20 protein-coding genes are annotated in these 23,829 nt (G+C 30.5%); 7 read left to right on the top strand and 13 right to left on the bottom strand.

Features of this window, described 5'->3' with window-relative positions; all coding sequences use genetic code 11:
• Window positions 1-68 precede the first annotated feature (68 nt).
• The 7 genes from recN (at window position 69) to CC87_RS01605 (ending at window position 8,073) form a co-directional block, all read left to right on the top strand.
• Window positions 69-1,709 carry a DNA repair protein RecN gene (gene recN / locus CC87_RS01635; protein WP_038055393.1) on the top strand — a complete coding sequence of 547 codons (1,641 nt, stop codon included), beginning with the start codon at window positions 69-71 and terminating at the stop codon, window positions 1,707-1,709.
• Window positions 1,709-2,638: a hypothetical protein gene (locus CC87_RS01630; RefSeq protein ID WP_038055391.1), complete on the top strand. Its 930-nt coding sequence runs from the start codon at window positions 1,709-1,711 to the stop codon at window positions 2,636-2,638. Before recN ends, CC87_RS01630 begins: the two co-directional genes overlap by 1 nt.
• Window positions 2,623-3,417, top strand: coding sequence for an SAM hydrolase/SAM-dependent halogenase family protein (locus CC87_RS01625; RefSeq protein ID WP_038055389.1), 795 nt, complete (start codon window positions 2,623-2,625; stop codon window positions 3,415-3,417). The genes CC87_RS01630 and CC87_RS01625 overlap by 16 nt, the downstream gene beginning before the upstream one ends.
• A 13-nt stretch (window positions 3,418-3,430) precedes the next feature.
• Window positions 3,431-4,840, top strand: coding sequence for a UDP-N-acetylmuramate--L-alanine ligase (locus CC87_RS01620; protein ID WP_051920415.1), 1,410 nt, complete (start codon window positions 3,431-3,433; stop codon window positions 4,838-4,840).
• Window positions 4,827-5,858: a sensor histidine kinase gene (locus CC87_RS01615; protein ID WP_051920413.1), complete on the top strand. Its 1,032-nt coding sequence runs from the start codon at window positions 4,827-4,829 to the stop codon at window positions 5,856-5,858. The genes CC87_RS01620 and CC87_RS01615 overlap by 14 nt, the downstream gene beginning before the upstream one ends.
• Window positions 5,848-7,224 (top strand): sigma-54-dependent transcriptional regulator, encoded by a 1,377-nt coding sequence (locus CC87_RS01610; RefSeq protein ID WP_038055387.1) that lies wholly within the window; start codon window positions 5,848-5,850, stop codon window positions 7,222-7,224. The genes CC87_RS01615 and CC87_RS01610 overlap by 11 nt, the downstream gene beginning before the upstream one ends.
• A gap of 84 nt (window positions 7,225-7,308) precedes the next feature.
• Window positions 7,309-8,073, top strand: a complete 765-nt coding sequence (locus CC87_RS01605) for a sulfide-dependent adenosine diphosphate thiazole synthase (RefSeq protein ID WP_038055385.1) — start codon at window positions 7,309-7,311, stop codon at window positions 8,071-8,073.
• A gap of 8 nt (window positions 8,074-8,081) precedes the next feature.
• Here CC87_RS01605 and CC87_RS01600 read toward each other — a convergent pair whose 3' ends face one another.
• The 13 genes from CC87_RS01600 to CC87_RS01540 form a co-directional block, all read right to left on the bottom strand.
• Window positions 8,082-9,401, bottom strand: a complete 1,320-nt coding sequence (locus tag CC87_RS01600; RefSeq protein WP_038055382.1) for a cytochrome c3 family protein — start codon at window positions 9,399-9,401, stop codon at window positions 8,082-8,084.
• Complete coding sequence (locus CC87_RS01595; RefSeq protein ID WP_038055379.1) at window positions 9,379-10,689, bottom strand: YncE family protein; 1,311 nt, start codon at window positions 10,687-10,689, stop codon at window positions 9,379-9,381. The genes CC87_RS01600 and CC87_RS01595 overlap by 23 nt, the downstream gene beginning before the upstream one ends.
• Before the next feature lie 15 nt (window positions 10,690-10,704).
• The gene (locus CC87_RS01590; protein ID WP_038055376.1) at window positions 10,705-11,796 is read right to left on the bottom strand and encodes a cytochrome c3 family protein; all 1,092 of its coding nucleotides are present in this window, start codon (window positions 11,794-11,796) and stop codon (window positions 10,705-10,707) included.
• Window positions 11,784-12,575 (bottom strand): NHL repeat-containing protein, encoded by a 792-nt coding sequence (locus CC87_RS01585; RefSeq protein ID WP_156955555.1) that lies wholly within the window; start codon window positions 12,573-12,575, stop codon window positions 11,784-11,786. Before CC87_RS01585 ends, CC87_RS01590 begins: the two co-directional genes overlap by 13 nt.
• A 62-nt stretch (window positions 12,576-12,637) precedes the next feature.
• The gene (locus CC87_RS01580; protein WP_038055372.1) at window positions 12,638-13,810 is read right to left on the bottom strand and encodes a cytochrome c3 family protein; all 1,173 of its coding nucleotides are present in this window, start codon (window positions 13,808-13,810) and stop codon (window positions 12,638-12,640) included.
• The gene (locus CC87_RS01575; RefSeq protein ID WP_038055369.1) at window positions 13,807-15,711 is read right to left on the bottom strand and encodes a cytochrome c3 family protein; all 1,905 of its coding nucleotides are present in this window, start codon (window positions 15,709-15,711) and stop codon (window positions 13,807-13,809) included. The genes CC87_RS01580 and CC87_RS01575 overlap by 4 nt, the downstream gene beginning before the upstream one ends.
• On the bottom strand, window positions 15,701-17,305 hold the full coding sequence (locus CC87_RS01570; protein ID WP_038055367.1) for a peptidylprolyl isomerase: 1,605 nt from the start codon (window positions 17,303-17,305) through the stop codon (window positions 15,701-15,703). Before CC87_RS01570 ends, CC87_RS01575 begins: the two co-directional genes overlap by 11 nt.
• Entirely contained in the window at window positions 17,293-17,883 is a 591-nt protein-coding gene (locus tag CC87_RS01565; RefSeq protein WP_038055364.1) for a hypothetical protein, read from the bottom strand. Before CC87_RS01565 ends, CC87_RS01570 begins: the two co-directional genes overlap by 13 nt.
• A complete protein-coding gene (locus CC87_RS01560; RefSeq protein ID WP_156955554.1) occupies window positions 17,873-19,336 on the bottom strand; it encodes a hypothetical protein in 1,464 nt (487 codons plus the stop codon). Before CC87_RS01560 ends, CC87_RS01565 begins: the two co-directional genes overlap by 11 nt.
• Window positions 19,337-19,342: 6 nt before the next feature.
• Complete coding sequence (locus CC87_RS01555; RefSeq protein ID WP_038055360.1) at window positions 19,343-19,924, bottom strand: CsgG/HfaB family protein; 582 nt, start codon at window positions 19,922-19,924, stop codon at window positions 19,343-19,345.
• A 25-nt stretch (window positions 19,925-19,949) separates the two neighbouring features.
• The gene (locus tag CC87_RS01550) at window positions 19,950-21,881 is read right to left on the bottom strand and encodes a hypothetical protein (RefSeq protein ID WP_038055358.1); all 1,932 of its coding nucleotides are present in this window, start codon (window positions 21,879-21,881) and stop codon (window positions 19,950-19,952) included.
• An 11-nt stretch (window positions 21,882-21,892) separates the two neighbouring features.
• The gene (locus CC87_RS01545) at window positions 21,893-22,687 is read right to left on the bottom strand and encodes a hypothetical protein (RefSeq protein ID WP_051920410.1); all 795 of its coding nucleotides are present in this window, start codon (window positions 22,685-22,687) and stop codon (window positions 21,893-21,895) included.
• A 3-nt stretch (window positions 22,688-22,690) separates the two neighbouring features.
• Complete coding sequence (locus CC87_RS01540; RefSeq protein ID WP_038055356.1) at window positions 22,691-23,770, bottom strand: NHL repeat-containing protein; 1,080 nt, start codon at window positions 23,768-23,770, stop codon at window positions 22,691-22,693.
• Window positions 23,771-23,829: the final 59 nt, after the last annotated feature.

Raw genomic sequence — 23,829 nt, 5'->3', positions numbered from 1 at the left:
ACATACGAAGTGGTATTTCTTGTTTTTTTCTTTGGTTGTATTAAAATTTTCAAATAATTAAGCTATTTATGCTTTTAGAATTGAAAATTAAAAATTTGGTGCTTATAGAAGAAGCTCATTTAGATTTAGATAATGGTTTTGTTGTATTTACAGGTGAGACAGGAGCAGGGAAATCTCTTTTGGTAAAAGCTATCAAACTTCTGTTAGGAGAAAAAGGGGGAAGTAATTATATCCGCCCTGGAGCTGAAAATGGAGAAATTGAAGCTCTTATCTGGGGTGGAAAAGAACTGTCTAAAAAACTTGAAAACATTGGTTACACTCCCCAAGAAGAAATTCATGTAAGACGAATTATCTCTCCTAAAAGACAAAAAACTTATGTTAATGGCTCTCCCATAACTTTAAGTGAACTCTCTTATCTCACCAAAGATTTGATCATACTTACAAGTCAGCATGAATTTTACACACTTCTTCATCCTGAAAAACAGCTTGAATTTTTAGACCAATTTTTAGGACTGGAGCCTCTTCTGGAAAAATTTAAAAACCTATACAATGATTATAAAAATTTGTTATCTCAAATCAAAATCCTGGAAGATAAAATTGCAGAAGCTCAGTTGAAAAAAGATTTTATCCTTTTTCAAATCAATGAATTAGAAGAATTAAATCCTGATCCTGAAGAAGAAAATAAACTTCTTAAAGAAAGAGAAAAATTAAAAAATTTAAGTTTCTTAAAAGAAAATTTACATATCCTTATTTCTGCTTTTGAAGAAAATGATAATAATCTTTCTCAGATTATTTCTATATTTGAAAAATTAAGCAACTTTGAATCTGGTTTTAAAGATTATTTTTCTAAAATTTATTCTTTTTATTATGAAATGAAAGAAATTCACAGAGATCTTAGCTCCTACCTAAATCAGCTACCAGAAGATGATACCTATTTAAATGAAATAGAAGAAAGACTTGCCAGATATGAAAAACTCAAAAGAAAATACAAAAGGGATACACATGGACTTATAGAATTACTGAAAGAACTAAAGGATGAGATAAATCTTTTAGATTCTGGAGAGGAAAAATATGAAAAATTAAAGAAAAAAGAGGAAGAATTAAAAAAAGAACTTTTTGATCTGGCTTTTCAATTAAGTAAAAAAAGGGTTAAAGGTGCTCCTGAATTACAAAGCTTGTTAAAAAAAGAATTAAAAGATCTTGGAATAGAAAAAGCTGAATTTAAAATAAAGGTGATCTCAAAAGAGCCAGCAATTGAAAATTTAACCTCTTCAGGTTTAGAGGAAGTAAAATTTTTATTTTCTCCCAATCCAGGAATTCCTCTAAAACCTCTTGAAAAGATAGCTTCAGGGGGTGAATTGTCCCGCATCTTTTTAGCTTGTAAATCCATTATGCAAGACAAAACCCGAGCTGGAACTCTTATTTTTGATGAGGTAGATACAGGAATAGGTGGAATTACAGCTAAAAAGGTAGCTCAAAAAATCAAAAATCTCTCTAAAAACTATCAAATTTTATGCATTACTCACCTTCCGCAAATTGCTGCTTTGGCAGATTCCCATTATGTAGTGGAAAAGAAAATTGAAGAAAATAAAACACAGACTAAAATAGAAAAAGTTGAAGGAGAAGACAGGTTGAAAGAAATAGCCCGTATGCTGGGAGATCCTGACAATTTGAAATTAGCCAAAAATTTTCTACAAACCACACTCTAATGGCAAAAACTATCCTTCTTTTTTCAGATGGTTTAGATAGCCTTTTAGCTGGTATTCTTTTAAAAAAATTGAATATAGAAATCATAGCAGTCAAATTCATTACTCCTTTCTTTGGCTGGAAATATAAAGAAAATCCAGAAAGTTTTTATAAAAAAATAAAGGATTTAAACTTTAAAAAGGGTATTATAGAGGATATTACAGAAGATTTTTTAAAAATTTTAAAAAAGCCTGAATATGGATACGGAGATTATGCTAATCCCTGTATAGATTGTAAAATTTTAATGTTTAAAAAAGCCAGAGAATTAATGGAAAAATTGAGAGTAGATTTCATAGCCACTGGAGAAGTGATAGGGCAAAGACCTATGAGTCAAAATAAAAATGCTTTGGAACTTATAGAAAAAAAAGCCGGGGTAAAAGGATTGGTTTTAAGACCTCTATGTGCTAAACTTTTAGCTCCTACTGAACCAGAAATAAAAGGACTTGTCAAAAGAGAAAAACTTATGGACATCAGAGGAAGAAAAAGAACCACTCAACTGGAACTCGCCAGAAAATGGGGAATTAAAAACATTCCTACCCCCTCTGGTGGATGCCTTTTAAATGATCCTCAAATTGGAACAAGAGTCCTCAAAATTCTTAAAGATAAAAGGCTTTTAAATTATGATACAGCTCAATTTCTTATTTTGGGAAGACATTATTTTGAAGATGATTGGTGGATAGTTCTTGGAAGGAATCAAGAAGAAAATCAAAAAATAGAAAAAATTGCTAAAAATAAATTTCCTATTTTTACTCTGAATGTTCCTGCTCCTACAGCTGTTATTGTAGAAGGAGATCCTCCAGAAGATTTTATAAAATCTCTACTCATAAAATACTCCAAAAAGGCAAAACAAAAACTTCAGCAAGGTGAAAAAGTAAAATGTATAAAACTGTAGCTTTGCTTACAGATTTTGGAACAGAAGATCATTATACAGGAGTAGTAAAAGGTAGAATTTTACAGGAACTGACCCATGTTTTAAGCTTAAAAATACCTTTTCAAATAAAATTTATAGATTTAACCCATAAAATTCCTCCTCAGGATATTCGTAAAGCTGCTTTGCTTTTATATTTCTCTTATAAATACTTCCCTGCAAACACTGTATTTTTGGCAATAGTTGACCCTGGAGTAGGCACTGAAAGAAGAGCCATCATATTGCAGACCCAAGACTATATTTTTGTAGGCCCTGATAATGGAATATTTACTCTTATTTATAAAGAAATTTCTGAGTTTAAAGTTTTTGAAATTCTACCAAATAAAATCTTAAAACCACCTTATAGTTCAACTTTTCATGGAAGAGATCTTTTTGCTCCTGTAGTAGCCTATATTTTAGCAAATGAACCTTTAAATGATTTTAGCCAACCTCTTTCCAGAGACAGCTTGGTAAAACTTGATTTTCCTTTACCTGAAAAAACTGAAAAGGGTTATAAACTGTCTATCTGGTATGTAGATCATTTTGGTAATATAATAACAAATTTTCATAAAGATTTAGCTGTCAAATCTTTTAAAGTTTTGGTAAATGGAAAGGAGCTGCCTTTAGTCAAAAGTTATGGATATGCTAAAATAGGAGAGCTGGTAGCTCTTTTTGGAAGTGAAAATCTTTTGGAAATTGCTATAAATGGTGGATCCGCTATAAGTGTTTTAAAAAACCCTGAAATAGAGATTATTTTTGATTAGGAGGATTCTATAAATGGAAGTATTCCTAATCGGGATAGGTGGCATTGGAATGTGTGGTGTAGCAGGAATCTTAAAAAATTCTGGTTTCAAGGTATACGGTTCAGAAAAAGACAGAGTTTACCCACCTGCATCTGATATTTTAAGAAAGCTTGGTGTTCCTGTTTATAAATTTGATCCTCAGAATATAATAAATATAAAACCTAATGCTGTAATTGTAGGAAATGCCATAAAAAGTGATCATCCCGAGGTTTTAGAATCTAAAAAACTGCAAATTCCTTTATATTCTTTTCCTTCTTTTTTAGAAAAATTTATCCTCTTTGATAAAAAGGTTTTAGTTTGTGCAGGAACTCATGGAAAAACCACCACCACAGCTCTTTTAAGTTATGTTTTAGAAAAATCAGAACTTGATCCAAGCTATTTGGTAGGTGGAGTTTTAAAACACAGTTTGTCCAATTTTAGAACTGGTAATAACCCCTGGATGGTGATAGAAGGAGATGAATACCCTTCTTCTTTTTTTGATAAAAATCCCAAGTTTTTACATTATAAACCTTTTGGTCTTATTTTAACAAGTTTAGAATATGATCATGCTGATGTTTATCCAGATCTTAATTCTTTAAAAATAGTCTTTAAAAAACTTATAGAATTAGTTCCTGAGGATGGTGTTATTATTTATAATTATGATGATTCCTGTTTAAAGAGTTTAATTTCTAAGGCTTCTATAAAGGCAAGGTGTATTTCTTATGGAAAAAACTCTAAAGCTGATTTTCTTCTTTTGGAAAGTATTACCACCTTTCAAAAAAATAGATTTGTTAATAAAATAAAAGCAAAAACCCCTTTTAAAGAGATTTTGGAATTCTCTTTAAGTATTCCCGGAGAATATAATGCTTTAAATGCCCTTTCAGTTTTGGCTTTAATTTATGGGTTGAACCTTTTAGATTCAAAAATATGGCAAGCCTATGAAAATTTTCCTGGAGTTAAAAGGAGACAGGAACTTCTTTATGCTGATAAAAATTTGATAATTATTGATGATTTTGCACACCATCCTACAGCGTTAAAAATAACTTTAAGGGAATTACAAAAAGCTATAAAACCAGAAAATACTATTCTTGTATTTGAACCAAGAACCAACTCCAGCAAAAGGAAAATTTTTCAAAAAGAATATGAGGAAAATTTAGCTTTAGCTGATGTTATTTATTTAAAAGAACCTCCTGGCATAGAAAATATTCCCAAATCTGAAAGAATTAACTTGTGTCATATATCACAATCTCTTAAAAATAAAGGTAAAAAAGTTTATTTTTTAAATGAAAATATAAATTTATTGGAATTTTCTTCTGAAAAAACTTTGTTAATCTTTATGTCAAGTGCTTATTTTGAAAAAGAAGTAAATAGGTTGTTTGAGATATTAAACCATGAAGAAAAGTAGTTATACTATTACAAAAGAAAATCTGGAAAAGATAAAATATTCCTGTGTTATTTCCTTAAAGGAAAATATTCAGGATACTAATAAACATAGAATTGTGGAATACAATTCTTCTTTTTTAAAAAATTTTATCTATTTTTTAAAAGATGAAGAGGCAATTTTTTTAGAAGACCTGTTTGGGCCTGTTTTTAATGAATCAGGATTAACTTTTTTCACTTTTGAAAATCAGTTTTATTATTTATTCAATATTCCTTTTAATTATGGATATACACTACATATTTTTATTGAAGAAAAAGAATGGTTAAAATTTCCTTATTGGTTTAATACAGAAAGATTGGCAAGCCTGGGGAAACTTGCAGGTGAAATTTCTCACGAATTAAAAAATCCTTTAAGTGGAATTTTACTTTATGCTACTATGTTAAAAGATGAATTGCCTCCTAATTCTGCTTATACAGAATGGTTAGACAGAATAATACATTTAACCAACAGATGCAAAAATATAACAACAAGTCTTTTAAGTTTTGGAAAACCAGAAAAAGAAAACAAAGAATGGGTGGATATAAATGAATCTGCTAAAAAGGTTTTTCAGGTTCTCTCAGGTTATGAAATTTTTAAAAATATTAAGATGAACTGGAATTTATATGACAAATTACCAAAAATCTATGCTAATAGAACACAGATTGAACAGGTGTTTTTTAATATTTTTATTAATGCTGCTGAGGCTATGAAGGGTTATGGAGAAATAACTGTGGAAACTTTTATAAAAAATGATAATATATTCATTAAAATAAAAGACACAGGGCCAGGAATTCCATCAAAGGTTATGCCTTTTATTTTTGATCCCTTTTTTACTACAAAAGATAAAAATGAGGGAACAGGATTGGGGCTTTCGGTATGTTATGGAATTATTAAAAACCATAGAGGTAAAGTAAAAGTATACAATTCAAGAGAAGGTGGAGCCTGTTTTGAAATTTCTTTTCCTTTATATACCAGAGAGGCATTAAGAGAAGATGAAGTATAAAGGCAAAATTCTGGTAGTTGATGATGAAATAGATATCAGAGAAAGTTTATCCCATTTTTTTAAAAAAGAGGGATATTCTGTAGATTCTGCCTCTTCCAAAAAAGAGGCTCTGGATCTGTTTTCCAAATATGAATACGATGTAGTGTTTTTAGACTTGAAATTACCAGATGGAAATGGTCTGGATCTTTTAAAAGAGTTTTTAGAATTAAATCTTGAAAGTCAGATAATAGTAATCTCTGCTTATGGAAACATAGAAACCGCTGTTTCAGCTATAAAATTGGGGGCTTTTGACTTTTTAGAAAAACCTTTTTCTATTTATCAAGCCAAGTTGGCTTTAGAAAAGGCTATAGAAAAGAAAAAACTCACTTTAGAAAATCTTTATTTAAAGCTGAGTTTAAAAGAAAAAGAGGAACAGGCTCTTTTTATTGGAGAAGATCCAAAAATAAAACAGGTTTTGGAAAAAGCCAAAATAATTGCAACTACAGATTCTAATATTTTAATCACAGGAGAATCAGGCACTGGAAAAGGTCTTTTGGCAAAGAAAATTCATGAAATGGATCTCATTTACAAAGGTCCTTTTGTATGTGTAGACTGTGGATCTATTGTTCCCACCTTATTTGAAAGCGAACTTTTTGGGCATGTAAAAGGTGCTTTTACAGGAGCTCATACTTCTAAAATAGGAAAAATTGAACTTGCTCAAGGAGGCATTTTGTTTTTAGATGAAATTGGAAATATTCCTCTTGACCTTCAAGCTAAGCTTTTAAAAGTTATAGATGAAAAAGAATTCTGTCCTGTAGGGAGCAATAAAATTATAAAAGCTAATTTAAGAATTATTGCTGCCACTAATAAGAATTTAAAAGAAGAAGTTAAAAAAGGAAATTTTAGAGAGGATCTTTATTATAGACTTAATGTAGTTCATTTTCATTTACCACCCTTAAGAGAAAGAAAAGGAGATATTCCTCTTTTAGCCAATTATTTTTTAAATTACTATTCTAAAAAATTCAATAAAAATATTAAAAGTTTTTCTTCAGAAGCAATGAATATATTTTTAAATTATGACTGGCCTGGCAATGTTAGAGAATTGAAGCATTTGATAGAAAGAATTGTCATTTTTTCCACCAAAAATATAATAACAAAAAAAGATTTAATATTAGCAGATTTTGAAATTCCCTCTAAAAAAGCCTCTAATACATCAGAAGAAACAATAGATTCAGAAAATATATTACCTCTTGAAGAAGTGGAAAAAAATTACATTTTAAAAGTTCTAAAAGCCTTAAACTGGAATAAAAGTCTTGCCTCTAAAAAGCTCGGAATTGATAGAAAAACCCTTAGTCTAAAACTTAAAAAGTGGAATATAATTAATTAATGTATTTTTTTTCACTAATTAACATCTTTTACAAAAAGAGATTTAAAATATATTTAAAAATTTTAAAAAGGAGGCTGTTTAAAGATGGAACTGGAAATTCAAAAGGCTATTATAAAATATGGTTTAGAGGATCTCTATGAATATAGTGATGTGGATGTGCTTATTGTTGGAGCAGGTCCCTCTGGTCTTACAGCAGCAAAATATTTAGCAGAAAAAGGATTTAAGACTTTAATTTATGAAAGAAGACTTTCTTTTGGTGGTGGCATTGGTGGTGGTGGTAATATGATCCCCAAGGTTGTAGTTCAGGAAGAGGCTCTTTCTATTATAAATGATTTCAAAATAAGATATAAAAGGGCGGATAATAATTTATATATCATAGATCCTGCAGAGCTTATTGCTAAACTTGCCACAGGAGCTCTTGAGGCAGGTGCTAAAATTTTTTTAGGAGTTGATGTAGAAGATGTGATAGTAAGAGAAGATCCACCAAAGGTAGTAGGGGTTCTCTGGAAATGGAGTGCCATAGAAATAGCAGGACTTCATGTTGATCCTTTATATACTCATTCTAAAGCCTTGGTGGATGCCACAGGACATGATGCAGAGATCATTAGAATTGCAGCAGAAAAGAATCCAGAGCTTAATATAAATATTAAAGGAACAAGGTCTAACTGGAGTGAAACTTCAGAAAAACTGGTGGTGGATTACACCAATAAAGTGGCAGAAGGTCTTTATGTAACAGGTATAGCGGTTTGTGAAATCTTTGGTCTTCCCAGAATGGGTCCTATTTTTGGTGGTATGCTCAGAAGCGGTAAAAAAATAGCAGAAATTATTGAAAAGGATTTAAAGGGGTAAAAATTAGATTAAAAACATCTTCTTCCTGTATATTCAGAAGGATAAACATTTTGCAACCAGCTATCATCTCCTCCATGAAAATGACATTTATTGCATTTAATAGGTGCATGATCCCAATCATGACATGTACCACATGACTTAGGAGGTCCGGGGTATGGTGCATCATTAGTATCTAAATGGTGAATGTATTCAAACTCACCAGCGGATCCTCCATAATATGAATCATCCTTATGGCAACGTCCACATAAATAAGCCCAGTTAGAAGTATCTAAAGTAGTAATATTTCCAGGCAGCTTCTCACCATTAACTTCTCGTCTGATTAACATTACATTTGGTGCACCATGAGGCTCATGGCAATCTAAACAAGAAACTACAAAACCTGTAGCGTTGTTATATGGAGCCTTAAGATTTGTGCTAACAGTAGCTGTATTTTTTCCATGTTTATCACCTCCACTCTCCCCACCTGTAGTCTCCCAATCAATTTTATAAAGATTACGACCTAAGGTAGTGCTATAAATTTCATTTGAATTATTATGACAATCTGTGCAGAAAGTGACATAATCAGGCATATTAGACCCATCATAAGTAGTATCACCAGCAGGTTCATAATAAGTTGTAGTACCACACCAGTAAGGTGCTTGATAAGTATAACCACTAGCATAATAATTCATCCTTTCTGTATCATTGTCTCCCCATAAATGAGCATGATCAGATGGTTTAGAAATAGCTGAATATGAAGGATTAAAAGATCCTTCAGGTTTTCCGCAACTTCTCTGAGCAATATGAATATTATGGCATGCTACGCATGGATTGGAACTTTCTTTAAAAAAAGAAAAATTTTGTTTAGCAAAATTCCAAATATCGTACAAATTGTGATAAGAAAGCTGGTTAAAAGCATCCATAATATTAGTAGCGTTTAAATTTTGAGGTGCACCTCCAAAAGTTTGACTATAATCATAATTTGTAATTCCATTTGACTGGAGAGAAGAGGGACCATGACAATAAAAGCAAAAATCATCACTTTGAGAGTAAGGTCCTGTGGTAGTTCCATTATTAAAATTGTCAGCAAATAACGCCCAAGGAGAAGGGCTACCACCTGCTGGACTGGGTTCATTTCCATTAATACTTCCATGCATTTCATGACAATGGGCACAATTTCCCTGTGAATAATCTGACAACTCTGTTACATCTCTTTTTACTCCATAAGTTCCATTCCCATGAGCTGAATTTAAATATGATTCAGAATTTGCATAATTATAAAAATAAAAAACTATAAATAAAAAACTCAAAACAAAAAGGGCTTTTTTAATCACTTGAAGCCAGCTCACGGGGTATCCCTCCAATACTTATTTTGCCTAAAAATTTTTCCCTGACAAGATCTATCACTCCAATAGCATCTTCTTCACTAAATCCTACATAAATCCACTTTTTCTTGGGAAGATATACTATAGCAAAAATCTTTCCTTCAGTCTCTATAGTTCTTTCAACATAACCCCCTTGACTTATTAAAATCACCTTTCCTTCTCTACAGGTAATAAAAATTTTATCATCTGCTGAAATCCCTCTTAAAGTACTATCACAGGCATTAATTTTACCTCTGTATTGAAGCTGAGGCAAAATATACACATGAACTCCTCCCTGAGTGTCTGTAAGATACAGAAATTCTCCATCAGATACAAATCCCTCAGTTCTAAATCCTCCTGTTAATCTTGTTTCAGAAGATAAATTGCTATCATATAAATAAACCGCTCCTTCATCATAAGAAGATACTATAAATTTCCCAATGCTTTTCAAATAGTAGGCTTCATAGGGCATAAAATTAAGCTTTCTTTGAGAAATTATGCCTCCTGTTGAGAGATCCATTACCAAAATCATATAATCCTCTGGTGAAGTTATTAGAGCTTCTCCTTCTTCTCCAAGAGCTATAAATTGAGGAATCTTTAAAAGTGGAATAGGAATAATTTCTACCACCTGAAAGGAATTCATATTAATAACTTTAATTACCTTTTCTTTTTTACAAACTACATAAATTTTGTTATTGTTTAAATCTACTGCTACTCCTTGAGGTTCTCCTGTTATTCCAAATGAATAAATCACTTGATTTAAGTTAGGATCTATTATCCAAACCGTATCTTTGGAAAAAACAAACAAATTTTCTCCGGGTAGAGGTTTATAAGGTAAACTTACATAAAATCTTGGGCAAAAAACATTTCCAAAAGATTCAGCTACATTCCAGTTCAAAAATAAACTTTTGCTATCACCTTTTTTTAATTCAAAACTTATAGGAAGCTCTATAATTTTTTGAGAAATTTTTAAATTTTTTCCTTCAAAAATAACTTTCTTTAAAACTATTTTTATTTTATTATATTTTCCTGAAGGAACTATACCTGTTGCAATCAAAGTTTGAGAAAAAGGGAGTTGAGTTGAAATTTCAGAATTTTTAAGATCCAAAATCTGATATCCCCTTTCCCCTTGAATTGTTATTTCCTTTATTTCCATTACAGCATTTATTCCACTGTTATGATAAAGATTGCAAAATACAGAAATTCGCCCAGCAAAAGATAAATGAAATTTAAGTAAAACAAAAATTGCTATAAGGTACAAAATTTTTCTCATTTTTCTAACATGTTGTTAATATTTTGTAGTATGGCATGCATTACAACCATTAAGTTCACCATTTCCTGGCCATCCTTTGTAATCCCATCTTAAGCTTTTCCAGTAAGGTGAACCATGAGCTCTATGACAAGAAACACATAAAACTATAGCATCACCAGAATTTTGAAGAACTTGACTGAGAACCACCCCTTGAGTATTACCTACAGGGACATCAGCAAAATAATCATAAGTTGCAGAAACTCCTAATTTGCCAGAGAATAAAGCTATATTGGGATAGTTACCATACTCTTTATTTTTCACATTGTTCATATCATAATCTGTAGGATGCCTTAACCAGGGACTTGCACCTCCATTATCTGAGTGAAAATTTCCATGACACTGACCACATAGCCAGTTAATAGATCCAGAATTTTCAGTTCCTCCTGTAGGATTATCCACTGCATAATATCCATTGTGATGAAGGGTATCAGGATGTAATTCCCAATCAGGATCCTCTGTTCCCTTGACACCTAACAGAAATCTATAACTTTTTGCTACTGTGCTACCATCGCAATTCCCAAGAGTGGCATTGCAAAGTTCATTTTTATGATGTGCTCCCAAAACAGCTTCAATAGGATCTGTTTTTGAAGGATCTCCATGACAACCATAAGTTCCAGCACAGGTCACCTGTTGACCTGACCATGAAATATTTCTATAAGCTGAATCAAACCCCGGCGGAGAAGATAAAGAATCGTCAGGATCCAGTCCTGCTACATTATGACCATCTCTATAGTTGCCTTTATAAACCCAATAAAAATTACCTCCTGCTAAAGTTTCTCTACCAGAAGCATCTCCAAATGTATAACCGGGTTCTGAAGTATCTAAAACATAAGGAATTGTATTATCACCAGTATTTTTCCCTGTATGGCATTCTAAACAGTTCTTTCTTAATAGTGCTTTTATAGGAATGGTAGAATTACCATAAACCATAGGTTGGTTATTTTGAGAATTATGCATGGTATGACAATTACTGCAAACACCTGTAACTTTACATATACCCTGAGTATTGAATAAAATCATTAAAAATAAGCTTACAATTATTCCCAAGCTTATTTTTACTTTTTCCATATTTCTACCTTACCATTTCCTTCATCAACTATCAAGAGCCCCAAAAAGCTCATTTTTATTTCACGAGGAAGATAAACCTTACCTTTTGTCCAGCCAAGTTCTAAAAAACTCCCTGCAAGTTTGAAATTATTTTTTAAATCAAAAATAAATATTTTTCTTAAATATCTATCCAAAACTAATAAATGATTTTCTGTTACCTCAATAGAAATGGGATAAACCAAACTTTCTGGTAAATTCCATACCTTTTCTTTGCCATTTTTATCCAAGTAAAAAACTTTAAAACTATTTCTCTCAAGAGCCCAGATTCCATCTTTTTTTACTTTAAAATCTATAAACCCTGAAAAATTTTTTTCCTTAGGAATCCAAATTTTTTCAACCATAGGTTTTTTATTTTCTATATTAACAAAAGCAACCCCTCCTGTTTCTCTATCAAGCACATATAAATAAGGTCCTACATAGTTCACTCTTTCAGGAAATAAAATTTTTCCTTTATAATAGAGCTTAAAAGATTCAACTTTTTTTTCTTTAAAATTGATTTTTAAAAGCATATTATCTGATCTTTCTACAACCCACAGATTACCTATTTTATCAAAAGTTAAATCTAAAGGTGCTTTTAATTTTCCTCCTGGATTTACTGCAACCAAAGGTTCTCCTTTAATATTATAAGAAATCAATCTGCTATTGCCTGTATCTGCTACATAAAATTTATTTTTAGCATAAATAGCACTCATAGGATGATAGAGATTGGTTCCATCTGGTGCTTTATACAATGTTAGCATCCACTCCCAACAGCTTCCTTTTCTACAAAAAAATAAAATACTTAAAAGAACAAATAAACCTATCAATAACCTTTGTGACACTCTAAGCATAGCTCTTTATCTCCATTTAATCTTAAATTATTTTTAAACTCTGTTCCCATAGGATCATGGCAGGTTATACAGGTAAGAGTTTGCCCATTTCTCGGATCTTTCACTTTTTCTATAGGATGGGTAAATTTTACATGTCTTTTATGACATCTTCCACAGGTTGAAATCTGTGTTCCTTTAAGCATACCCAAGGTTTCAGACCCATGAGCATTGTGACAATTAAGACACTGATCATGAGAAGGATGAACATAAAGACTATCTCTCTGTTGTTTTAAAGCTTCTGGATGACATTTAAAACAAACAGATGAAGGAGAGCCTTTTAAAAGTGTTTTATAATCAGAAGTGTGAGGAGAATGACAATCTAAACAAAATGCTTTTTTATTAGAAGGTAAGTAGTGAGTATGGACTTTAAAGAAATCCTTTTTAACCTCAGAATGGCAACTAAAGCACATATCAGAACCCTTAGCAAGATTTTCGTGACAAACTTTACAATTTTTCTGAGCATAAGGTTTATGCATATACTGTTTTATTAAATACTCATTATTGCTTCCATGAGGATTATGACAGCTTAAACATTCCATATTTTTGGAATAGTATCTATGGGTGCTTTTTATCTTTTCTAATTTATGACAATTTAAACATATCGTCTCTTCCTTAAACTTAAGAAGATATGAATTTTGAGAAAAATGAGGATTGTGACATATATGACATTTACCTTCTTTAAATGGTTTATGAATAAACTTAAATGATTCTTTTTTTAGTTTTTTATGACAAGTTAAACACTGTGCTTTTTCTGACTTTTTCAATAAACCTCTATATCCTGCATGAGGTTGATGACACTTCAAACATTCTCCTTTTTCTACAGGAGAATGAACCCATTCAGCTTTCTGCATATCTTCTAAAAAATTGGGATGACATTGATAACAAATATCTGGAACCTTTGCAATCAAAAGTTTATTAAACTTGGATACATGAGGTGTATGGCATGCTTCACAATCCTTTTTAGCTACAGGAGAATGGACAAGTTTGCTCTTAAATTTTTCAACTTTATGGCATTTAAAACACACTTCTTTTGCTACAACAAACTTAAACCAAATAAGGTTTATCACACTTACTATTATAAAAAGTAAATATAATCTAAACCTCACTTTTTTCCTCCATGACATATTTTACAATCTTTCTCTGCAAAGGGAGAATGCATAGAACCTGTCCATAAAAGTGATTCATCAGGAGCTCCATGAGGATTATGACACATTATACAACTTCCTGATTCAGGTATAATTCCTTCATGAACATTTATCAATTTTTTATTGACTTTATGACATCTTATACAAGTCTTGGAAATATCATTTTTTAGCAGGAATTTATAATCTGAAGCATGAGGAACATGGCAATTTTTACAATTCTTTTTAGCTGGTGGATGCGCTACCCCTTGTTTCCAGAATTCATCTATATCTTTATGACAGGATAAACATAATTTCTGAGGTTTCTTTCTCAAATAAGCTATTTCTTTACTGCTATGAGGTTCATGACACCTTATACATTCGTCTTCTTTTACAGGTAAATGAACAACCTTTTTATGTTTTACTTCGTTTTTTACATCAGAATGACAGGAATAACATATATCAACCATAGGTTTTGGAGCATGAAGAGCATAGTTTCCTGCGTGAGGGTTATGACAAAGTTCGCAATCTCTTTTTTTAACAGGAGCATGCAATTTTCCTTTTTGAAGTTTAAACCAGTCTTTGTGGCAAGTCTCACATAAATTAGTTTTTGAAGTCTTTAATAAATTTTTATAATTGGAAGAATGAGGATTATGACAACCTTCACATTTTCCATGAGCAAAAGGTGTATGAAGGCTAAAAAGTTCCTTTTGAACTTCAATATCCTTATGACAATTTAAGCATAATTTTTCTGTAGGATATTTCTTTAAAAGATGAAGATAATCGGAATCATGAGGATTATGGCAAAGTAAACAATTTTTTTGCTCCACAGGTGGATGTTTTTTATTGCCTGTCAATATCTTAGCATGACATTTAATACAAAGATCTCCTGAAGAAGCCTTTAAAAACCAATCCCTATTAGAACCATGCGGATTATGGCAGGTTATACATTTTCCTTCTTTAACTATAGAATGTATATGATGCTTTTTCTTTTGTTCTTTCAAAGAATAGGAATGACAGGTAATACAAAGTTTATCAGGTTTTACTTTTAAATGATATTTATACTTGCTTCCATGAAAGTCATGACATTCACTACATTTACCTGTTTTATAAGGTTTATGTAGATTTTTATATTCTTCTTTTTTATGACAATCAAAACACAGCTCTGGAACTGGCTTCCTCAAAGTTAATTTTCCTTTGTTATGGCATTTATTACATTCTCCTTTTTGAACAGGTAAATGGATATATTCTTGGAAAAGCTTAGGTTTTTCAGAAGAATGTGGATTATGACAAGATATGCATCTTGTTTTTACAGGTAACCCATGATGAGCTTTGGCTAAAGCCTCAGGTTTATGACAATCTAAACAAAGTTTTTCAGGACTTTTTCTTAATAAAGCATCGTTTTTAGAAGTGTGAGGATCATGACAGTAAATACACCCTTTATCAAGAGCTTTATGTTTTTTACCTTTTAATATATCTTTGTGGCACTCCAGACATAACTTGTCAACAGGGACTTTTAAGAGTTTTTTATAATTTGCTCCATGGATTCCATGACACTTATTACATTCTCCTCTGTTAACAGGTGTGTGAACTACTTTGGCTTCTTTTAGGTTGTTTTCTAAATCTTTATGACACTCCAAACACAAAAAAGGTGGTCTACTCTTAAGAAATGCTCCTTTAATAATCCCATGAGGATAATGGCAAGCATAACAATTTCTCTTTTTTACTTCTGGATGTAAACAACTTCCTTCTTTTTTGAGTTTTTCTAAAAATTTCGGATGACAATCTAAACACCCCTTGCTTTTTTCTTCTGGACTTGCAGAAGAAACATTTAAACAGAAGGAAATTAATAATACTAAAATAACAATTAAATTTTTATTTTTCATTTGCCATTTCCTTTTTCAACTTTTCCCACTCTTTTTTATTAATTATTATTTTAGCATATTTTTTAAGTTGGTCTATTATTTTTTTTCTTTCTTTTTCAAATTTTTTGTTTATTAAAATATTTTTAATTGATCTTTTTACCATTTTATAGGGATAATAACCTCCTGGTTCCCTATCAATCAATTTAACAATACAATAATCATTTCCAATTTTAAATATATCAGAAATATCTTCCTCATTAAGTTTTTCAACAACTTTTCTTATTCTCGAGTCTAATTGATTTATATTATATACTTGGGGAACAACTCTGAAGCCAAAATCCTTAGCTACAGTAAAAAAATCTCTTCCTCTTTGAATTTTTTCATAAATTGTTTTTATAAGATTTTTATCTTTGGTTCTTATAATAGCAATAGTAACTCTCTCTGGATAATAATATTGGCTTTTGTGTTTTTTATAGTATTCTTTCATTTCTTTTTCACTTACTTTTACTCTTGGCCATATTACCTGTGCTTCAAACTCTTTCACAAGTCTTTCTTTTTTGTAAAATTTCCACAAAGGCTTATATTTTGTCTCTTCATATTTTCTATTTAAAGCTTCTATATCCACCAAAGTTTGCGCTATTATAGAATTAACTAAAAATTCTTTTATTCTTTCAAGTTCTTTTTCTGTCAAATCTTCAGGTCTCTTTCTATGATATCTTAACCAGATTTCTCTTTTTAACATATCAATAAAAATCCTTACCGGAAGTGTTTTATCTTCTATTTTTATAACTGTTTTGTTTAAAAAATCTTCAGAAAAATTAGCAGGAAATCTAATAGCTTTTAATATTTTCTCATTTACTTTCACTTTGTATTTTTTCTTTAATTTTTCAATAAATTCTTTGTTTAACTTGCTTTCTTCTTTTTTTCTTAGAATATAAGAAATACGACTTTTTATCTTTTTAAAATCCTCTTTAGAAGGACTTTTTTTTTCTTCTATACAAACTAAATAATAAAATTTATTAATCTTCAAAGGACCTATAATATCTCCTGCTTTAGCTTCTTTTAAAACTTTTTTTAAACTTTCAGGAATTCCCCATGGCCTTATATTCTTAATTTCTGCTCTATTTTTACGGCTTAATCTTTTCGCAAATTTTTGACATTTATGAATATCAGAAATCTCTTTTTTCCAAGCTAATATATCCTCTTTTTTATTACTTTTTAAAAAATATATTTTATAAACTGGTGTAAAATTTTTAACATATTCTTCCCATAACCTTTTATCAGAAAGGTCTATTTTGCTATCTATTTCTTCAGACTTAAGCCATAACAAAGACCTTACTTTTCTAAACTCATCTAATTTTCTTTTATAATTTGGACTTTCATAAAGTCTCATCCTTTTAGCTTCTTCTGCCATTAGAATCCATTCAATAAATGGCTCAGGAGTTTCTGGAAAAGGAGTATTTTTATCTTTCCAATACTTCCACCAATTTTTAAAATCTTCCTTTGTGTAAACTTTATCATTTATTTTGATTAAATAATCCTTAGCTAAACCACTTTTATAAATAAATAGATTCAAAACCAATACTAAAATACATATAAAAATTACATTTCGCATTTAAAAAACCCCCTATTTTCCCAATCTTTAATAATTTCCTCTACCATTCTTTGAGCTAAAGCACTAAGTGACGATATTTTTCCAAAATGAAAAACCTTTCTATAATCTTCTCCTTCTCTTCTGTAAAAAGTATACCATATAAAATCTCCTGTTGATGTACTTCTTGCCCATATTAACAAAGCTAATTTTACATTATCACCCACTTGTGAAACTTTAATAATTTGTCCACCAATAACTATATCTGCCCCTGTTTCATATCTGAATTTTTTTAAAGTTTCTGCCTTTATATATAAAGGATTTAAAATCCTTTCTCTAAAAAGGAAATTTTTTACCAATCCAGGTTCAACGACCTCTATACCTTTTCTAACCATATCTATTGTAAACATCTGAACTAACATATCACTAAGCTTTTCATTTTTAGTAAGATTATAAAAAGGAAAAACAGCTATTTTACAAACTTTAAATCTTTTAGAAGTAAGTTCTTTTGTAATTATCCCTTTTCTAAAACATGAAGAAAGACTGATTAATAATATTAAAAAAATAAACCTATGAAAAACTTTTTTATTTTTAAAATTCATGAACCCATTCCTCAGCCTTGGGAGTTTTTTTCTCTTCTTTTTTCTTTTTCTTTAAAACCTGGGGATTGATTTTGTCTTTAACAAACAATTTATTCCCTAAAACATCTATCGCAACTATTTCATAGTTTAAATTTAAAGGCAGGTTATCCAAAACAACTTTACCCTTTTTTAATTCTTTTTTATCAAGCTTTTTAATTAAATTCCCTTTATTATCCCATATCTCCACTCTCATTTCTCTAATAGGAATAATGTGCTTTTTCACATTTATAATTATTCTTATTTTATTATCTATTTTAAAAGCTCTGAGTTCTATTTCAGGAAGCTTTTTTACCACAAGCATCTTCTTTTCTATTACTTTGAGATTCCCAGCCTCATCCCATACACTTAGTCTAAGTTTATAAACACCTGGAGGAACAGCTTTACCAGAGTTATCTATTCCTCTCCAAAAAAAAGTTGAAGGAAGATCTCCCGGTTGTTCTTCCATAACAACAATTTTATTTTTTTTAGATAAAATTTCTAATTTCCATCTTGTTATTTTCTCTTTTTTTAAAATTTTGGGTCTTATCTCTAAATATTTATTAAATGCTATCATATTTGCCAACTTTTTAACCCCCCAAAACTCCAATTTAATCTGCGGAGGAGTATTATCTACTGTGTAAGATCCTATAAATATTTTTTTTTGAGTATTCCAATTTTTGTCCCATTTGGATATAAGAATAATTGGATATTTACCCTCTTTTAAATCTGCTCTCCAAAAAGCAATATAATAAGCACCTGTTTTTAATAAAGGAACCAATTTATCATCACCCACATTTAACATTAATTTCTCAGGTTTAGGACCAGAAAATTTTAACTTTAATGCTACCTCTATTGTATTCCCAGGTTTTACACTTTTTGTTTTAAATATTACATTTTCTATTTCTAAAACCGGAGAGGAATACATCACATTTATTTTTTCTTCTTTAAAACCTGCAAATAGATTATTAAAGCATTTTTTTAAAATATCTTCGTAAGTTATTTTTTTTATACCTAAAATTGGATGATAGTCTTTTCCACAAAATGAAAAAATTTTACTCCATACAAGTTTACAATTCTTAGCTTTTAAAATTCTTATCCCTACACATAAACTTGGAACTTCTTTATCTAATTCATAAATACTTCCTAATAAAATATATTGAGCTTTTAATTTTAAAAATATCTCTCTTGCTACAACCCTATCAATAACTCCTATCCTTTTAATTCTCAATTTGATAAGTTCTTTTATTACTTCTTGGGGATAAATCACCTTTATTCCCTGCGTAACCAAATAACTTGCCACTTTTTCTGCAAATTTTATATTTACTTCTTCATTCCCGCTAAAATCCTCAAAAGGAAAAACCGCAATTTGAGTAAATCCAATTTTTATAAAAATAAAAAAATAACAAATTGTAAAAAACAATATTTTTAATCTCATCTTCATTTAAAAAGTTTTCAAAAGCTTTTCAATTAAAGCCATACTAACTTCTATTTCATTTTTAGGAGACCAACCGAAAATTCTTCCCAAGACACTATAACCTGTGTCTACCCCTGTCGCTTCCCATATAACTTCTCCTGAAGCAACATCAATCAATCTCAAAGAAATAGACACAACAGGATATGTATAACTTCCCTCTCTTTTTTTCTCTAAGGTAATCACAGAACCAACCAAAATTGCCGGAACTTTTAATTTAGCTCCTATTCTTTTTATAGTTTCTTTATTTAAAGTAAAAGTAGCATCTACTCCTTCTTCAGACAAAACCTCATCAACTAAACCTTTCTCCACTACATCAAACTTCTTTAAAGCGAGTGCTTCCATAATTACAAGATCTCTTATCCTCTCTCCAGCCAATTTATCAAGTGTATGATTAGCAAATTTCAAAACAGCTACCTTTTTTACATATCTTGGATCAATCCCAGGCCTTAAATAACTCTTAATCCCAGGCCTGATTTCTGCACATGAACATATTAAAACCAGAAGACATAGAAAAATTAGCCCCCTTAAAAATCTGATACCCTGTTTCATATTGTTCCCCCTATGTATAAAATTTTTAAAATGTTAAATTCAGGGTCCAATTCCAGCTCCATTTTGTATCTCCTTCAATTTTATTCCAAGTATAAGAAGTATTGAAATTTATATGAGGTCCTAAATCCCAGATTAAATTTAAAGCTATATTATCTGTTTTTTCATCATTTCTTATACCGGAATAAGAAGAACTCAACCTTATTCTTTTCCAAGGAGCAAAGTATACACTATAGAAAAAAGTATAATTTGTTTTATCCGAAGAACTGTTTAAATATTGAGAAGTAGTAAAATGCAGAATTTGTGAAATTCTCCAGTCTATTAAAACACCATATTTTTGATTAGAAGCTGAAGTGGCAGTTCCATTTTCATAAGTGTTTTTAGAATGAGTATAATTTATTTTAAACTCTGCAGTTAAATTGGATTTTAACCTCATAAATAAATCTATACTACTTCCGTAACTATTTTGTTCAACCTTGGAAACATAACTTTTGTTTTTATTATAATTCAAATTTGTTCTTAAGGTAAGGTCAGGAAAGATATTAAATACTCCTGAAAAAGAATAAAATTGAGTTTTAAAAACTTTATTACTTCCTTCATAATATCTATTATTATAATATCCTACCCCTAAATTAATTGTATCTATGGGAGTAGAAGATACACTTACGGAAAAGGTTGTGCTTTTTGTTTCCGGCTTACTTCCATCCTTGGTTTTGCTTATATTAAAACTAAAAGATGGTCTAAAGTAGAGATTGCCTCCCCAAGAAGTATAAAAGGAATGATTTTGAATAGTCTTTTTATTACCAGGGTCAGACTTTTGCACTTCATAATATCCAAAATAGTTTGTTCTTATATCTTTTGGGAAAGTATAAGAAAGACTTCCGGTAGTTGTATAAAAAGTATTTTTTCTTTTTGTATGTCCTTCTGTAGTATAATAAAACCCTACAATCTTGGGATCTGGTAAATTTATTCCTCCAGAAGGTGGACTTCCCGCTCCACTTTTTACCACTAACTTAAGCCATGTGTAGGATATTGAAGAAGAAAAGGTATAGGGTAGTGAAACACTGGTTGCTAAAGTGTTCCATGTGATCCCATCATTACTATAATAAATATCAAAAAACACTGTAGAAGATATAGTTATTCTATTGGCATAATCAGTATAAAATTGTATTCCATCTATAGATTGATCAGAAGGAAGTTTAACTATTGTTGCATTCGTGTCATAAAGAGGATTGGGTATAGTTCCATTAGTTGTTAAACCTATCTCCACTTTTGCTTTTCCACCAATTAAAGCATACCAAGATTCTGTAGTGGAAGTAGAATACTTTTGTTCTATACTGAAATTCAACTTTCCTATATTTTTAGAATAACGTCCATTAAAAGTGTGAGTAGAAGTTTCTGTTTTACCTCCATTAATACAATCTTTACCTTTGTTAAAATGGTATGAATAGCTTAAAGATAGATTTTTTAAGTATTTTTCATAAAAATTGCGTGATAAATTAAGTCCCCAGCTTTCATTTTTATTATCCAGTGTTCTTGGAGTCGCTTCATTCCAGTTTCTTCCAAAGTTATAATAAAGACTTACACGGGTTTTTTTTATCTTTGTGGAAAGGGTATTTGTAATTGAATAATTTTTAAAAGTGGGACGATCATTGCTTCTGGATTGAAAAGATGAAAAACCGAAATTATAATTAAAAAGATCTGTTGTTATAGCATAAAATAAAGATGGAGTTATCATCTCTCTATATTCATCTTTTTGATCAGTTCGCAAATATCTCACACTACCTGTAAAAAACATGGTTCTTGAAAGTTCATGGGAAAAACTAAAAGAATAGGTTTGAGAAAATACCGTAGGTGCTTCTGAAGCTTCTACACCATGCCAGCTTGCAGAAAGATTAATAGCACAAACTTCATTTATCCAAAAAAAAATTGTAAATATAATTATACACAATATAATCATTTGGCTTTAAATCATTTTATCAAATTATGCGGATCTCCGTGACACCCCAAACATCCCTTATGCTGTCTCACCATACTTTGTGGATGAGGAATACCATGGCAAGCTTCACACTGTGGTATAATTCTATGTCTACCTCTATGGCAAAAAGCACAGTTTAAAAGAGCATGTTTGGTCTTGCCACTTTCTAAAATTTTCTGAATATCTTTGTGACATGCCCCACAATAGCTATTAGGAACATCCAAACCATAGGTAATATATGTAGGTTTATGAACAGGATGGCATTTTATACAATCTTCAAATTTTTGTCCTGCGAAATGTGGTTTATGGCACTTTAAACAATCGGGAATATATCCATGCTTAATATGACAATAAGTGCAGGCCAATTTTTCATGTTTACTTGGATGTTCTTCCATTTCTTTTCCCACTTTAGAATGACAACTAAGGCATTCTTTCTTTAATTTTTTATCCTTCAAAACAATTTCCAAAGGTGTATGAGGATTAACATGACACCCTGTACAGTTACTTAAAGTATAATGTGGTTTACCTTTATGACACTCAGAACAAGAAGGAATTACTTTTTCCTTAGGAACTAAAGGAGGATGTCCTCTATGACAGTCTATACATTTTACTTTAGCATGTTTTCCTCCTTCAGTTTTAATTTGAGAAACCTCAGAAGGATGACATTTTATGCAATCAGCATCGGTTAAAACTGATGTTGTTTCCTTAGCCTTTATTTTTTGATAAATAACAAATTCTAAAATGAAAAAGAAGATTATTAAAAAACCTATTAATCTTTTGTTATTCATTTTCTACCTCACTTTATTTAGTCTCTTTCTTACAGGTTGTAAAGGTGTTATAAAAGATGGTCCCAAATATGGAGTTATTTCTTTACCTAAAACTAAAACCTGAACTCTTCTATTAAATAGATCAGCAACATAAATTCTTCCAAAGCGATCTATTTTAATATCAGTAGGTCCATTAAACCATCCTGGAGACCAGCCTTTACCACCAAATTCAAATAAAAAATGTCCATTATTGTAATCATAAGCCAGACCTGAATGCCTCATATAATCTACAACTAAAATCAAGCCTAAATTAGGATCTGCAGCTATTCCCTTTGGTCTGCTTAATTTACCAGGAGTTCCTCCTTTAATCCCTCCTTTGAAAAGAAAATTTCCAAGGCTGTCAAATACATAAAATCTACCCATTTCCTCACTAAGTAAATATAACCTACCCTTCTTATCTACATAAACTGCTCTAATTTTAGCTTTTTTTTTGGGAAAATCCATAGTTATACTATCTTTAACAGTAATAATTTTTTCAAAATCTCCCTTTTTGTTTAAAACCAAAACCCCTTCAAATCCTTCTCCTGCAATGTATATATATCTTCTATCTAAAGCTATACTCACAGGAATAAAATTTGAACATCCCTCAAAAGAAAGATCTTTAAAATAAATCTCTTTTTCTAAAAGCCCTGCTGAATTAAAAATACTTAAACAGGCTGGTTTCCCAGATGAAGAAGCCTGTATTACATAAAATGTTCCATTTTTATCTACAGCAACCCCATAAGGTGCTCTAAGTCCTCTGCCTTTATCAAGAGTTATCTTAGGAAAAAAATCAGGACTATAAATAGTAATCTCAGACTTTCCAGAGTCTACTACATATATTTCATAGGTTACTGGATCAATAGCAACAGATATAGGAAACATAAAGGGTTTACCATATTCATCTTTGTTAAGAATGGCAATCGCTTTGACTTCTTTAATAGGAATATTTTCTTCAAATGTTTCCTGAGAAAAACCTAAGGATATAAATATAAAAAAAATAAATAAAAAAACAAAAAACAATATTTCATATTTTTTATAAAAAAAAAATTTTCCCCTATCCATAAAGTTTCACAAATGCTCAAAATTCATTAAAAAGATCATAAACATAAAAAAGGGGGCTT

This window comes from Thermodesulfobacterium hydrogeniphilum (assembly GCF_000746255.1).
In the GTDB taxonomy this organism is placed as follows: Bacteria; Desulfobacterota; Thermodesulfobacteria; order Thermodesulfobacteriales; family Thermodesulfobacteriaceae; genus Thermodesulfobacterium; species Thermodesulfobacterium hydrogeniphilum.
Note: the sequence above shows the minus strand (reverse complement) of the source record. Positions and strands in the feature narration are given on the sequence as shown.

Bases quoted from the DNA above. Each gene is read 5' to 3' on its own strand.
- recN (WP_038055393.1), top strand. From the start codon at position 69: ATGCTTTTAGAATTGAAAATTAAAAATTTGGTGCTTATAGAAGAAGCT.
- CC87_RS01590 (WP_038055376.1), bottom strand. From the start codon at position 11,796: ATGGAAAAAGTAAAAATAAGCTTGGGAATAATTGTAAGCTTATTTTTA.
- CC87_RS01605 (WP_038055385.1), top strand. From the start codon at position 7,309: ATGGAACTGGAAATTCAAAAGGCTATTATAAAATATGGTTTAGAGGAT.
- CC87_RS01555 (WP_038055360.1), bottom strand. From the start codon at position 19,924: ATGAAACAGGGTATCAGATTTTTAAGGGGGCTAATTTTTCTATGTCTT.
- CC87_RS01625 (WP_038055389.1), top strand. From the start codon at position 2,623: ATGTATAAAACTGTAGCTTTGCTTACAGATTTTGGAACAGAAGATCAT.
- CC87_RS01545 (WP_051920410.1), bottom strand. From the start codon at position 22,687: ATGAATAACAAAAGATTAATAGGTTTTTTAATAATCTTCTTTTTCATT.
- CC87_RS01570 (WP_038055367.1), bottom strand. From the start codon at position 17,305: ATGCGAAATGTAATTTTTATATGTATTTTAGTATTGGTTTTGAATCTA.
- CC87_RS01620 (WP_051920415.1), top strand. From the start codon at position 3,431: ATGGAAGTATTCCTAATCGGGATAGGTGGCATTGGAATGTGTGGTGTA.
- CC87_RS01540 (WP_038055356.1), bottom strand. From the start codon at position 23,770: ATGGATAGGGGAAAATTTTTTTTTTATAAAAAATATGAAATATTGTTT.
- CC87_RS01595 (WP_038055379.1), bottom strand. From the start codon at position 10,689: ATGAGAAAAATTTTGTACCTTATAGCAATTTTTGTTTTACTTAAATTT.
- CC87_RS01565 (WP_038055364.1), bottom strand. From the start codon at position 17,883: ATGAATTTTAAAAATAAAAAAGTTTTTCATAGGTTTATTTTTTTAATA.
- CC87_RS01560 (WP_156955554.1), bottom strand. From the start codon at position 19,336: ATGAGATTAAAAATATTGTTTTTTACAATTTGTTATTTTTTTATTTTT.
- CC87_RS01550 (WP_038055358.1), bottom strand. From the start codon at position 21,881: ATGATTATATTGTGTATAATTATATTTACAATTTTTTTTTGGATAAAT.
- CC87_RS01575 (WP_038055369.1), bottom strand. From the start codon at position 15,711: ATGAAAAATAAAAATTTAATTGTTATTTTAGTATTATTAATTTCCTTC.
- CC87_RS01610 (WP_038055387.1), top strand. From the start codon at position 5,848: ATGAAGTATAAAGGCAAAATTCTGGTAGTTGATGATGAAATAGATATC.
- CC87_RS01615 (WP_051920413.1), top strand. From the start codon at position 4,827: ATGAAGAAAAGTAGTTATACTATTACAAAAGAAAATCTGGAAAAGATA.
- CC87_RS01585 (WP_156955555.1), bottom strand. From the start codon at position 12,575: ATGCTAACATTGTATAAAGCACCAGATGGAACCAATCTCTATCATCCT.
- CC87_RS01630 (WP_038055391.1), top strand. From the start codon at position 1,709: ATGGCAAAAACTATCCTTCTTTTTTCAGATGGTTTAGATAGCCTTTTA.